At 39.5% G+C, this 11767-nt stretch carries 16 protein-coding genes; 11 read left to right on the top strand and 5 right to left on the bottom strand.

Features of this window, described 5'->3' with window-relative positions:
* Window positions 1-3: 3 nt before the first annotated feature.
* Window positions 4-582 carry a Uma2 family endonuclease gene (locus NOS7107_RS23130; RefSeq protein WP_015115357.1) on the bottom strand — a complete coding sequence of 193 codons (579 nt, stop codon included), beginning with the start codon at window positions 580-582 and terminating at the stop codon, window positions 4-6.
* Window positions 583-865: 283 nt separating this feature from the next.
* On the opposite strand from NOS7107_RS23130, the gene NOS7107_RS23125 reads away from it, so the two are divergent.
* From NOS7107_RS23125 to NOS7107_RS23105, 5 genes are all read left to right on the top strand, one after another.
* Entirely contained in the window at window positions 866-1102 is a 237-nt protein-coding gene (locus NOS7107_RS23125; protein WP_253274563.1) for a hypothetical protein, read from the top strand.
* Window positions 1103-1336: 234 nt separating this feature from the next.
* A complete protein-coding gene (locus NOS7107_RS23120; protein WP_015115355.1) occupies window positions 1337-1717 on the top strand; it encodes a type II toxin-antitoxin system HigA family antitoxin in 381 nt (126 codons plus the stop codon).
* Window positions 1714-1896 carry a XisH family protein gene (locus NOS7107_RS23115; protein WP_253274474.1) on the top strand — a complete coding sequence of 61 codons (183 nt, stop codon included), beginning with the start codon at window positions 1714-1716 and terminating at the stop codon, window positions 1894-1896. Before NOS7107_RS23120 ends, NOS7107_RS23115 begins: the two co-directional genes overlap by 4 nt.
* A gap of 6 nt (window positions 1897-1902) precedes the next feature.
* Window positions 1903-2202 carry a XisI protein gene (locus NOS7107_RS23110; RefSeq protein ID WP_157374274.1) on the top strand — a complete coding sequence of 100 codons (300 nt, stop codon included), beginning with the start codon at window positions 1903-1905 and terminating at the stop codon, window positions 2200-2202.
* On the top strand, window positions 2189-2380 hold the full coding sequence (locus NOS7107_RS23105; RefSeq protein ID WP_044500269.1) for a hypothetical protein: 192 nt from the start codon (window positions 2189-2191) through the stop codon (window positions 2378-2380). Before NOS7107_RS23110 ends, NOS7107_RS23105 begins: the two co-directional genes overlap by 14 nt.
* On the opposite strand, the gene NOS7107_RS23100 is transcribed toward NOS7107_RS23105, so the two are convergent.
* Together NOS7107_RS23100 and NOS7107_RS23095 are read right to left on the bottom strand one after the other, a co-directional pair.
* Window positions 2377-3555: a caspase family protein gene (locus NOS7107_RS23100; RefSeq protein WP_015115354.1), complete on the bottom strand. Its 1179-nt coding sequence runs from the start codon at window positions 3553-3555 to the stop codon at window positions 2377-2379. The two genes, NOS7107_RS23105 and NOS7107_RS23100, sit on opposite strands and share 4 nt — an antisense overlap.
* Window positions 3556-3649: 94 nt before the next feature.
* A complete protein-coding gene (locus tag NOS7107_RS23095) occupies window positions 3650-4027 on the bottom strand; it encodes a hypothetical protein (RefSeq protein WP_015115353.1) in 378 nt (125 codons plus the stop codon).
* Between the two features lie 207 nt (window positions 4028-4234).
* On the opposite strand from NOS7107_RS23095, the gene NOS7107_RS23090 reads away from it, so the two are divergent.
* The 4 genes from NOS7107_RS23090 to NOS7107_RS23075 all read left to right on the top strand — a co-directional run bounded on the left by NOS7107_RS23090 (window position 4235) and on the right by NOS7107_RS23075 (window position 7439).
* Window positions 4235-5014, top strand: a complete 780-nt coding sequence (locus tag NOS7107_RS23090; protein ID WP_015115352.1) for a Uma2 family endonuclease — start codon at window positions 4235-4237, stop codon at window positions 5012-5014.
* Window positions 5015-5197: 183 nt separating this feature from the next.
* The gene (rsmA, locus tag NOS7107_RS23085; RefSeq protein ID WP_015115351.1) at window positions 5198-6025 is read left to right on the top strand and encodes a 16S rRNA (adenine(1518)-N(6)/adenine(1519)-N(6))-dimethyltransferase RsmA; all 828 of its coding nucleotides are present in this window, start codon (window positions 5198-5200) and stop codon (window positions 6023-6025) included.
* Window positions 6026-6076: 51 nt separating this feature from the next.
* Window positions 6077-7027: a 4-(cytidine 5'-diphospho)-2-C-methyl-D-erythritol kinase gene (gene ispE, locus NOS7107_RS23080; RefSeq protein WP_015115350.1), complete on the top strand. Its 951-nt coding sequence runs from the start codon at window positions 6077-6079 to the stop codon at window positions 7025-7027.
* A gap of 94 nt (window positions 7028-7121) precedes the next feature.
* Complete coding sequence (locus NOS7107_RS23075; protein WP_015115349.1) at window positions 7122-7439, top strand: DUF3082 domain-containing protein; 318 nt, start codon at window positions 7122-7124, stop codon at window positions 7437-7439.
* 2 nt (window positions 7440-7441) lie between these two features.
* Here the strand turns inward: NOS7107_RS23075 and NOS7107_RS23070 are convergent, their stop codons facing one another.
* The gene (locus NOS7107_RS23070) at window positions 7442-8293 is read right to left on the bottom strand and encodes a response regulator (protein WP_015115348.1); all 852 of its coding nucleotides are present in this window, start codon (window positions 8291-8293) and stop codon (window positions 7442-7444) included.
* A gap of 50 nt (window positions 8294-8343) precedes the next feature.
* Window positions 8344-9621 carry a PAS domain-containing sensor histidine kinase gene (locus tag NOS7107_RS23065; protein ID WP_015115347.1) on the bottom strand — a complete coding sequence of 426 codons (1278 nt, stop codon included), beginning with the start codon at window positions 9619-9621 and terminating at the stop codon, window positions 8344-8346.
* Window positions 9622-10726: 1105 nt separating this feature from the next.
* On the opposite strand from NOS7107_RS23065, the gene NOS7107_RS23060 reads away from it, so the two are divergent.
* Entirely contained in the window at window positions 10727-11053 is a 327-nt protein-coding gene (locus NOS7107_RS23060; protein ID WP_157374115.1) for a hypothetical protein, read from the top strand.
* A gap of 307 nt (window positions 11054-11360) precedes the next feature.
* The gene (locus NOS7107_RS23055; protein ID WP_015115346.1) at window positions 11361-11636 is read left to right on the top strand and encodes a HetP family heterocyst commitment protein; all 276 of its coding nucleotides are present in this window, start codon (window positions 11361-11363) and stop codon (window positions 11634-11636) included.
* Window positions 11637-11767: the final 131 nt, after the last annotated feature.

Genomic DNA, 11767 nt, shown 5'->3' with positions numbered 1-11767 from the left:
CAATTAGTTCCAAACTATTCCTAAATCTAAAATAAACCCTGGTAGTATATCTTCACCTGATAGCTGTGTAGGCGAATTTAAAATTTCTACTGGTTTAGCTTGACGATAAATTTCTACTTGCTTGGACTGAGGATTAATTAACCAACCAAGTTTGACTTGATTATCTATATATTCTCGCATTTTGACTTGAGTTTCTTTCAAGTCATCGCTAGGAGACATTAACTCTAAAACGAAATCTGGCGCAATTGGGGGGAATTTGGCTTTATCTTGTGGTGTGAGTGCATCCCATCTCTCTTTTTTTATCCACGCTATATCAGGCGAACGATTTGCAGCATTGGGAAGTTTGAAACAGGTGGAAGAATCAAATACTTCACCAAGTTTATATGTGCGATTCCAAATTACAAAGTCTGCGGTAAATCCTGCATTACGTCTTCCGGTTTCTCCCCCTGTAGGTGGCATAACAATTATTTCTCCTTCGGCGTTACGTTCAAATTTGACATCAGGATTTTCTCGACACAGTTGATAAAATTGCTCGTCGGTGATTTGAACAATTGAGTTGAGGTTGAATGTAATAGCTGTCATGATTATAAAATAATAGACTGCTGATACCTATGTATATGATTTTAAAGTATTTTTTACTTGTTTGAGCAAAAAAATGGTGAGTGTTCAAAGCGATCGCCTGACTAATTACTATTATTTAATACCTCTTCAAACTGGATAATTATTAACAATAACTTTTGCATTTATACTTGACAAGTATAAAATTATACCTTAATATCAAGACATGATAAAGGCGATCGCACACATCTTTGGCCGGAGGGCGATCGCCTTTATCTCAACCCACTATCGGAGTCTAAATATAATGATGACACAATCAAAACTAGAACAGTACCCAAACGAAGATTCAACTACACCCACCTGCAATTCCCACAGAGAACCGATAAAGCATATTCTGATGGGTTCTGCTAAAGCTGTTACTAATACAATTCACCATTTGCAAATGAATGGTTACGCCAGTGTGGGCGATTGGAGTCCACTGCTACCAACCGCTAACCCAGATGAGGTGATGAGTATTTTAATCCGGCAAATTTTGATGCAATAACCCAGATGTAGAGGCGTTGTATTGCAACGTCTCTATTCTTGCGAGAGTGGCTTTGGGAATTGCTTAATTACCAGCCATACTCTCTCCACAAAAATTCAGCTTTATTTATTGGGTTACACTGCGTTTCAAGGCCACTTTGCTCAAGTCGGGAAACCAGCCCACGCAAGTGGCTTCTCAACCTACGGGAGATTGCGATCGCCTTTATGCAGATATAATTGGAAAAAGGTGAAGTAGATGCTGGAACTCCGCCCTATCCGAAACGAAGCTGATTATCGTGCAGTGCTTGATGAAATTGCACGGTTATTTGATGCCCAAAAAAATACACCAGAATGCGATCGCTTGGAAGTTTTAACAACTTTGGTGGAAGTTTATGAACAGCAACATTATCCCATCATTCCACCAGACCCAATTGAGGCAATCTTATACTATCTCGAATCCCGTGGGTTATCTTGGCAGGATTTAGAGTCCATTATTGGAAATCGTGGGGAAGTGACTCTTGTTTTGCATCGCCAGCAACCACTAACACTAGATATGATTCGGCGTTTGCATTCCTGTTTGGGAATTCCGGCGGAGGTGTTGATTCAGCCATACGCTCTCCACAAAAATTCAGCTTGAATTATCGGCTTGCTTTAGAAATTAGTGATCCAACTCAGATTCTATATTTAGCAGTGCTTATAGGTGTTTACGAAGCCTTTTTTAAGCGGGAATTTGCCCAAATATCTGTAGAGAGATATCAAATTAAACAAATTATTTATGACCCGATTCAAGAGGTAATTTTACAATGGATACCCTAGAGTCTTATCGCAATATCGGCTTATGCTGCTATTCCCATAGCAAATGGTCAGATTGATTGCTACACTGTTTTTGATACAAAACAAAACCATTATATGGTTATGAATGTGGGTTGGGATGGTCATCGGCGAGTTTACGGCTGTGTTTTACATTTGGATATTAAGCAGGGAAAAATTTCAATTGAGCAGAATATGACGGAAATGAGAGTGGCTCAAGAACTCGTAGAGCGAGGGTTTCCTAAAGATGATATTGTTTTAGGATTTCAAGCTCCTGAAATGAGAGAATATACAGGATATGGAGTTTTTTGACAGTTATCAGATGGTAGGTTGGGTGGAGGCGCACAAAAGACATCAAAAGCCACACGATACTGGATTGCGCCGTAACCCAACACCAATTGCAGGGTTAATTTTTGTAGTTGAGAAATTTTGCGGTTTTCGGCGTATCATTTGTTGGGTTACGCTATCGCTGCACCCAACCTACGGCTAAATTGTATGAAACGGCCAAAGGCGCGGGATTATAATTGCTGAACCCAAACCAGCACCCGCAAACCCAACTATTTGAATTACCCCTCGCCGCGATATGTTAAATGCTGGTGGTGATAAAGAAGTTGTTGAAGATTTTGGTGTAATAGGTTTTGGATTTAAAGGAGTATTATTAGTCCGTGATGAGGCTGGCTTTGGAGGCGGTGTAGTTGTAACTGACTTAGATGAAATTGGTTGCTGGGGTTGTTGAGGTATATTAGGACTTGCAAAACTATTTCGCAGTCGAGCAATTTCTTCCAACGCTTCTATAGCTTCCATATCTTGTCCTGATGCAGCCGCTATGACTCGAATCCAAAGCTGTTTTGCTAAAGTCAAGTCTCTCTTACTCTGAGCGCGATAAGCATCTATTTTCAACGTCGCAATATCCGCCAAGGTTGCATATCGCGGTACAAGTATCAGGTGAGATTTATTTACAGGTTCCGCAATTATATAAGGTGTTTGTCTCGCACTTTTATGCTGACGCACAATTTCCGGCACACGATGATAGAGATACTGGTTCAATCTCTCCACCGTGGCGCATTGTCCGCGAACTCCTAACCCTTCCAACAACGCCGTAGTAAAAGCACCTTGTTGTAACGCCTCAATTTCATAAGAATATTCCTGGGGACTACAGGAAAATATACTAATCACTCCTTGTTGACGTGCTTCCTCAGCCGTCTGTCTCCCTATACCTTCACCACTTTTTTGACCTTGGTTGCGACAAGCATCTAAAATCAACACAACGTTATCTGCACCACAACACCGCAACCGTTCGGTGACAAAGTTAATGGGTATCGCCGTTTCTTCAATATCTGTGGGGTTCCCATCCAAAGGCATGAGATAATCACGTTCAGCATGGCGTATCCCATGTCCACTAAAAAAGAACCAAAAGTTATCACCCGCACCCATGAAGGGTTGATTAAATAACTGTCGTAAAACTCGCAGTAAGTTGGTGCGAGTTGGACGAGTTGATTTACCGCCAATTTCCGGTGAGTCATCGGTGAAGAAAAATATCTTTTCAAACCCCGCCTCGTTGCGAAGAAACTGCTGGATTAATTCTGCATCCCGCTTGGCATAATTTAGCGGTTGCAGATAATCATACTTGTTAATGCCAACTGCGATCGCCCAATTTTTAGCCATGCTTTAGTTTCGCGGTTGCAAATAATTATACTTAGTTAATGCCAACTGCGTTCCCGCTTCGGGTTGCCGTAGGTATCGCCCAATTTTTCGCCATCTACTTTGGTTCTTGTCGCTTAAATGTCAGCTTTATCGCACCTTTCCCACTGGCTTTTGCACCACTCCCAATTAACTTGACTTCACCTTCGCCGCTAATTTCTACTGATAGTTCAATTTCTTCAAGCTGCATTTTAGAATTTGCTTGCTGTTCTGCACGACTAAACAAGCGTCCTACCAATTGCAGAAACTGAGTCATGTTCTGTTCTAATTTTTGCGCGGAGACGGGAACTGCATCGCCTTTTGTGCTGGAAGGTTCTTTTGCTTCGTCTCCCCAGCCTTTTGTGTTGCTAAAACCGCCTTTTGTCCCGCCAGGAATGGTAATTGGCGCTACGTCGTCGGTGACAATCAAAATGCTGTCTGGTGGTGTGTCTGACATATCTATGCTCAGTTTTTATTTAGCATTCTCGCATAAATCTTCTGTATCACGTAGAAACATGGGGTGATCTTAATTGAACTGTATTTAATTATCAGCGATGCGATCGCACAAAAGTTTTCACACACGGTAACTAGTACGCCCGTTTTACTGAACGCAGATTTAGCTACACTAGATTATGCGCTTTTACGATTTCGGTGAGGTAATACAATGGTCATCGCCGACAAAAATCTGTCTTTACCAGACCACACTCAGCTACCAGATTCTGACGGCAATTTTGTGAAAAATTTCCAGGAACATCCCCAGAGTATCTTATTAACTGATTCTATTCTGCCACGATTACAAGAAATTCACCCCGATGGATATTATTGTATTGGTCAAGATTCTGGTATCTACTGGCGGTTAACAGATCCGCCAGAAAAAGGTGCAGAAGCACCAGATTGGTTTTATGTTCCGAATGTTCCCCCAAGTCTCAATGGTGAATTTCGTCGTTCTTATGTGTTTTGGCAAGAATTGATTGCGCCATTGATTGTTTTAGAATTTGTGTCGGGTAATGGAGAGGAAGAACGAGATAAAACTCCTTACAAGGGGAAATTTTGGATTTACGAAAATATTATCCGTCCTCCTTATTATGGTATTTACGAAGTTAGAAAAGCATCGGTGGAAGTCTATCAATTAATCGCAAATCATTACGAAAAAATGCTTCCCAATGATAGAGGACGTTATGCAATTCCGCCGATAGGTGTGGAGTTAGGCATTTGGCAAGGTCGTTATCAAAATGTAGAATTACCTTGGTTGCGTTGGTGGGATGAACAAGGTAATTTGCTATTAATTGGTGATGAGCGTGCGGAAGCTGAACGCCAACTTGTGGAAATTGAACGCCAACGTGCGGAAGCTGAACGTCAACGTGCGGAAATAGCTGAACAAGAAAATGCTCGTCTGCGGGAAAGGTTACGCGCTTTGGGTATCGATCCTGATAATCTGAGTTAGATGATGATCGGCGATTGCAATGGGTAAGGTGAAGTTGCGATCGCCTATTTGCATACCATAAATAATATTCTTTGACAAAAAAATGCTGTGTTTTTTGACAAATATTTACATTTTAAAGTAAGCAAAAAGTAAGAAATGGATTTTTCAACAAACTCCCAAAACATTACAGGATAAGAAAAATAGATGGTACAACCGCGCAAGGCTTTTGCTCAGCATTGGCTCAAAAGTGATAAGGTACTCAACGCAATTGTCCAGGCGGCAGAGTGTAGTACAAATGACCGCATCCTGGAAATCGGCCCAGGTACGGGGATTTTAACTCGTCAATTACTACCTTTAGTACAGGCTTTGGTAGCAGTGGAAATTGACCGAGATTTATGTAAGTTATTAGTTAAACAGTTGGGAACTAAAGAAAACTTTTTACTATTACAAGGTGACTTCCTCGCATTAGATTTAGAAACGAATTTAGCAGCATTTCCTAACTTCCAAAAATCTAATAAAGTAGTGGCGAATATTCCCTACAATATTACCGGGCCAATCATCGAAAAATTATTAGGAACTATCACTAATCCTAACCCCAAACCATTCGATTCTATAGTGCTATTAATTCAGAAAGAAGTGGCAGAAAGATTGTATGCCAAAGCCGGGTCAAGAACTTTTGGAGCATTATCAGTTAGGGTGCAATATCTGGCAGAATGTGAGTTAATTTGTAACGTTCCGGCAAGTGCATTTTATCCACCACCAAAAGTAGATTCAGCAGTTGTCAGGTTACGTCCGCGTCAGTTGGAAATTCTCGCTAACGACCCACGCAGATTAGAGAATCTGGTAAAGTTAGGATTTGGAGCAAAGCGGAAAATGTTGCGGAATAACTTGCAATCTGTAATTGACCGCGATCGCCTGACCCAATTACTGGAACAATTAGAAATAAATCCCCAAGCTAGGGCTGAAGATATCAGCACTCAGCAATGGGTAACTCTTGCTAATGAAGTGGGAAGTGTGAAATCTGAAGTATGAAGTATTCATTTCAGACTTCACACTTAATCCTTATCCTTAATTTTTTTGAAAATGCGTTCCTACAGTTTAATTGCTCCTGCCAAAATTAATTTGTATCTGGAAATCATTGGCGATCGCGCTGATGGTTATCATGAGTTAGTCATGATTTTGCAAAGCATCGACCTCGCCGACCGAATTAATATTCGCGCCATCGGTGACGAAACTATTCGCGTTCACTGTAACCATCCCCAAGTCCCCACAGATAAAACTAATCTGGTATATCGCGCCGCAGAATTGATGGCGAAACACTTTCCCGAAGCCTTTGCTAAACATGGGGGAGTGGAAATTACACTAGAGAAAAATATTCCCGTCGCGGCTGGGTTGGCGGGAGGTTCGACAAACGCCGCCGCAGTATTAGTCGGGATAGATTTACTCTGGAACTTGGGACTTACCCAAACAGAAATTGAAGAATTGGGCGCTACCCTAGGTTCAGATATACCATTTTGTGTCGCAGGTGGAACAGCGATCGCCACAGGTAGAGGTGAAAAACTTGCGCCACTGCCAAATTTAGATCACATATATATAGTATTAGCCAAATATCGCAGTCTAGAAATTTCTACCCCTTGGGCATACAAAACCTATCGTCAAGAATTTGGTTATACCTATCTTAAAACTACCGAAGATTTAGCCGCCCGCGCCACCGCAGTTCATTCTGGTGAAATAGTCAAAGCCATTGTCCATCAAGATACAGCCGAAATTGCCCAAAAACTGCACAATGATTTAGAGCGTGTTATTTTACCTGCTCATCCCCAAGTTATGCAACTACGCGAACTTTTTGCAACTCAACCGGGAGTTCTTGGAACAATGATGTCTGGTTCCGGGCCGAGTGTCTTTGCAATTATTGAATCTGAACCACAAGCCCAAGCCGTGAAACAATCCATCAGAGCAGCAATACCCCATGAAGATTTAGAATTGTTCGTGACTCGCACCATTACACATGGCATTCAGATAGCATCTGAATAAGTAAGAAGTAAAAAGTAAAAAGTAAAAAAAATTTTCATTTTTAATTTTTGCCTTTTAATTTTTGCCTTTTGACCTTTGACCTTTGATTTAACTTATGAGTGAAAACATTACACCACAAGAAACAGCAACCCAGGCGCAAGCATCACCACTACGTTGCGTTACAGGCGCAATCATTTCCAGTGGAATGGCCTATGCTTTATATTCGCTGATGATTGCGATCGCTACTAGCTTTGCCAGCAAACCCGTCCATTCTCATAATGAACTCGTCATCAAAATTACCTCTGCGGTACGTACCTTAGTTGTTGGTATAGTTGCTTTAGGCAGCGGGATATTTGGCATAGTAGCGATAGGTTTGATAGCTTTGGGTGTGCAACTATTAATTCAACAGTTGTCTCAGCCAAAGAATAATTAAAATTATGTTTGAACAACAGGTAAGCACTTTTCCAACTGAGTGCAAGTATTAAGAAACTCCTGCTTTTTTCGCCAATGTTTAGGAGGTATGCCATGATGCTGTCGAAACTGGCGAGAAAAGTGACAAGCATTTTGATAACCTAAAGCCAGTGCAATTTGCTCAATGGTTTGGTTAGTATTCTTCAACAAAGAACGCGCCGCTATCATTCGCCGCTTAACAATCCAGCCATTGACAGTTTCGCCTGTTTGTTTCGCAACTCTATTAGTTAAATAAGCGCGGGAATAACCCACCGCCTCAGCAACTTTAGATAAAGTAATTCCTTGGTGATAATTAGCTTCAATGTAGTCGAAAACTTCTTTGAATTGAGGAACTGAAGGGAAAAATGGCTCAGGAGTTTTCGACACCGCGATGTTTGCAGGTATAGATTCCGATATTTGACGTGTTTGAGTAGCATACCAATATCTGAGCAAAGCTTGTTTTTCCAATCGAATCTTGATTGCCCTCAACAATTGCTCAACAGTTAAAGGTTTGGTCAAATAATCATCTGCACCCAACTCCATACCCTTACGTAAAGCATCCTTAGTATCACTACCAGTCAAAAAAATAAAAGGAATAATCGCTGTCAGTTGGTCTTGACGCAAAGCATTTAAAACATCGTAACCATCCATATCTGGCATCAAGATATCGCAGATTACCAAATCTGGTAAATGCTCTTGTGTCAGTTGAATACCAATACGACCATTTTCTGCACCGATTGTCTCATAACCTTCAGCTTGTAAACTCTCTAAGAAGAGATTGCGGGTAACAGCATCATCTTCAATGACCAGAATTGTTGGCGACGATGTGTGCATCATTGTTCTATTACTAAGATTTGTGGCAGGTTGAAAAAACTCATACAAAACTTTTATTTCATTGATGGCAGCATAATAGTAAAAGTTGTGCCTACACCAACTTCACTTTTCATATCAATATGACCACCGTGTAAGTCAACCAGAGTTTTCACAATTGCTAGTCCTAGTCCAGTACCCGGTAGATTAGCAATATTACTACCTCGATAAAATGGTTCAAATAGCCGCGCTTTATCTGCTGTGGGAATACCAATACCCCTATCCGTGACTTGAAAAATCACCGTCTCTTGTTCCCATGAAAGTTGGAAATCCACCACAGCGCCTGACGGAGAATACTTGATTGCATTGTCGAGCAAGTTCTTCAGTATTGGCTCCAGCAATTTTTTATCGAAAAAAGCAGTAAAACAGCAATCTTGACTGACAAAATTAATTCTGGTTTGGCTACTGTAGGTATGGATTTGTGCCACAATCTCATGGCACAACCGCACTACATTCAATGGTTTAGCCTCAAAGTGGAGTTTAGCTGCTTCTGCTTTGGCAAAAAAAATAATGTCGTCTAGCATCTTGCTGAGTTGTTCTACAGCCATTTGAATGCGATCTAATAATGGTTTAGTTTTTTCCTCTGTCCATTCATTAATGTATCTCTTGAGTAAGCTATTAGAAAATGAAACTACATTCAACGGTGTACGTAATTGATGAGAAAGCATAGATAAAAATTGCGATCTCAATTCACCCAGTTGTTTAGACTGTTCTAAAGCTTGGCTCAGTTCGGAAATATCCCAAATACTCCAGACTCTACCAATCACTTCGTGATTTACCTTCTGCGGTTTAGAGTATTGAGCAAAGACTCTACCATCCTTCAACTCTAGAATATCGTAGCGATCGCTCTGACAATCACACTTCATCTCCCACATCGAATCCCGAAATAGTTGCGGCTGTTTGAGTTGATTCTCAAAAAAAGCTTGGCATGGAAAACTTTTCCTCGATATTTTCAGAGAGTTGGGAATCTGCCACATCTGGACAAATTGTTGATTAAAACTAACAATATCTTCCTCCAAACTAACTGCAATCATACCGTAAGCCGTTGATTCCAACATAGAACGAAGTAAAGTGACAGATTTTTCTAAACCTGCCTCCTTCTGCTTTCGTTCTACAATTTCTTGCAGTAAATGTTTGTTAACCTCTTTTAATTCCTCAATCAAAGTGTGCATATTTAACTCTACTATTTCATCACTCTTACACCTACAAAAGTAGTTAAATCCCCACAACTCGGATTGTGGCTTTAGCACCGATTTCGAGATGGAACGAGCTAACGTGTAGCCGTTAGTATTCATATCTCGCACTCCTTGTACCTAGTTAACACTAAATCCATATAGCGGAGAATTGGCAATTTTCACAGCCGGATTTAGACTGTAAATCATTAATGGCAATAGCAAAGGAAAATTAAAAAATAATTGAAACCGCTGATTTATTTAAAAATATTCTACCAATAAAAAGATATCACTTCGACTTTTGATTGATAAAAAACATTTCTTGTTATAAAGTAATGTTTTTATATAGATGAGATAAAGATTACTTTAATTTCATTGCTAATTCATCGCAACTTTCAGGAGACAATTATCATATTTCCCTAATCAAAACCTGTATTTTTAAGTCCCACCATCTAATAAATAATTAGTATTAGGTTAGAGCCAAATAGTATAAATTTACATAACAATCATACATCATTTTAAATACAATAAAAATTCTTACAGCGTGGCTATTGTAATGTAAACTGACATATATTTACTTTTCTTACTCATCCACAAAAATATATTTTTGTCAAATATATGCGTATTTTATATTCTTAGCTTTTTTAATGTTGCATTGATTTTTTAGATTTTACTCCCTATGGAATCTAACTATAAAATAATAGACCAAATCATCTATCTAGGGATATAAATAATTTACCAATCAAGACAAATTAACAGATGAAATAAGTAAATAAATCAACTTTACGTCCCTCTGAAGAAATAAAAAAAATTAAGATTTGATGTGTTGTAGAATACATTAAATTCATTAGATGGACACATTTATTGTTATCTAGACAGCGTTATGTCCCCAAAACAGATTCCATTTGCAGCATTTTTTCCATTAGTCTTGACAAAATTTAATCAATTGCAAGAGCGAAAAAACAGATAGGTCTAGCAAAACAATGATCATATATCTGCGACCTAATATTCAGTAGTCTTAACAAAGAAGCAGCTTCTGCAACACGGTTTATTCATAGGGGCAGGATATTTATAAATTCACTCAGCAGATCATAATGCTAGTTGATTTAATCCACCCCTATTTCCAAATTTTATTTGTGCTGTAGTGTCAAACTGGTTTTGTTGATGTAGCAAGATTAATTGGAAAATCAGGCGATCGCGCTACACTCCCTGCAACAGTTTCAAAAAAATGCCGATGATTTGTGATTCACCGACCTACAATACCTTTGGCGATGTTCGTGTATCGCGCACTATCACTAAAGTTAAAATGGACACTGCCAGCTTGTTTCACCTGGATTCTCAGCGTAGAGGCTTATTCACCAGTAGCTACGAATATCCAGAATGGCAGAGCTTAAATCCCTCAATGGAATTAACCATCAGAGAAAAAGCTTTCACTTTCTCGGCACAAAGCGATCGCGCCAGATATCACAAGCAGCAACAGCAATCTACCACGCAAACAGGGATTAACATCTTCTACCAACACACAACGCTGACCATGAAACAGGTGAGTATGTGAAATTAGTTGAGGTGGCACTTGACTACTTTAGCCAGGGTGATTTATTTAAAGTAGTTCCGAGTCAAAACTTTTTTCAGGCCTGTGAACAGCCATCCAGTCAGCTATTCCAAACATAAAAACAAATCAATCCCAGCGCTTATGGGTTGACAATATTTGTTTAATTGTGAAAGGAATTATCAATTATATAGCCTTTACTACATCTTATTTATATCCGTGAACTAATAAGCGGATACCCTGAACAGAGTTTTTGATGTTAGATACAATCCAAACTATAAAATCTGGAGCCTAAAGCCAGAAAGAGGGTTTTATGCATCAACTCGATAACCTACAAAACGCCAAAAAAATTAATACAGAACAAGTTGAACAAATTGTTAAAGCAATTATTGCCGGTAAGTATTCCTGGGCATGTGTTTTAATGCTCCGGTTTTCTGGTTATAACCCTATAGATTACATCCCATACCGCACCTACATTCGCCTTCTAAAAAATAACTACTTACTTGAAGGCGCAAAGCAAAAAGAAGCAAAAGATTCCGAACAAAAATTAGGCGTTTTTGACATCAAATCAAATTGGGTACGCTCTTAGAAAATCCATTTGCTATCAGTGATTGTACAGCATTAACTACACTGAATAAATCCAATCATTGGCCAGAGTATTTCTGGCTAATTTTCATATCTTGAAACAGCAATACATTAGCGTTTATAGCCTACTACAGT

Source organism: Nostoc sp. PCC 7107 (genome assembly GCF_000316625.1).
Lineage (GTDB): Bacteria > Cyanobacteriota > Cyanobacteriia > Cyanobacteriales > Nostocaceae > Nostoc_B.
The sequence above is the reverse complement of the archived record's forward strand: the minus strand, read 5'-3'. Positions and strand labels throughout refer to the sequence as shown.

What these genes read in the sequence shown, in the direction of transcription:
- NOS7107_RS23070 (WP_015115348.1), bottom strand. Translation starts at nt 8,293, where the DNA reads ATGATGCACACATCGTCGCCAACAATTCTGGTCATTGAAGATGATGCT.
- NOS7107_RS23055 (WP_015115346.1), top strand. Translation starts at nt 11,361, where the DNA reads ATGCATCAACTCGATAACCTACAAAACGCCAAAAAAATTAATACAGAA.
- NOS7107_RS23100 (WP_015115354.1), bottom strand. Translation starts at nt 3,555, where the DNA reads ATGGCTAAAAATTGGGCGATCGCAGTTGGCATTAACAAGTATGATTAT.
- NOS7107_RS23125 (WP_253274563.1), top strand. Translation starts at nt 866, where the DNA reads ATGACACAATCAAAACTAGAACAGTACCCAAACGAAGATTCAACTACA.
- NOS7107_RS23105 (WP_044500269.1), top strand. Translation starts at nt 2,189, where the DNA reads ATGGAGTTTTTTGACAGTTATCAGATGGTAGGTTGGGTGGAGGCGCAC.
- NOS7107_RS23065 (WP_015115347.1), bottom strand. Translation starts at nt 9,621, where the DNA reads ATGAATACTAACGGCTACACGTTAGCTCGTTCCATCTCGAAATCGGTG.
- NOS7107_RS23120 (WP_015115355.1), top strand. Translation starts at nt 1,337, where the DNA reads ATGCTGGAACTCCGCCCTATCCGAAACGAAGCTGATTATCGTGCAGTG.
- NOS7107_RS23090 (WP_015115352.1), top strand. Translation starts at nt 4,235, where the DNA reads ATGGTCATCGCCGACAAAAATCTGTCTTTACCAGACCACACTCAGCTA.
- NOS7107_RS23095 (WP_015115353.1), bottom strand. Translation starts at nt 4,027, where the DNA reads ATGTCAGACACACCACCAGACAGCATTTTGATTGTCACCGACGACGTA.
- rsmA (WP_015115351.1), top strand. Translation starts at nt 5,198, where the DNA reads ATGGTACAACCGCGCAAGGCTTTTGCTCAGCATTGGCTCAAAAGTGAT.
- NOS7107_RS23075 (WP_015115349.1), top strand. Translation starts at nt 7,122, where the DNA reads ATGAGTGAAAACATTACACCACAAGAAACAGCAACCCAGGCGCAAGCA.
- NOS7107_RS23130 (WP_015115357.1), bottom strand. Translation starts at nt 582, where the DNA reads ATGACAGCTATTACATTCAACCTCAACTCAATTGTTCAAATCACCGAC.
- NOS7107_RS23060 (WP_157374115.1), top strand. Translation starts at nt 10,727, where the DNA reads ATGCCGATGATTTGTGATTCACCGACCTACAATACCTTTGGCGATGTT.
- ispE (WP_015115350.1), top strand. Translation starts at nt 6,077, where the DNA reads ATGCGTTCCTACAGTTTAATTGCTCCTGCCAAAATTAATTTGTATCTG.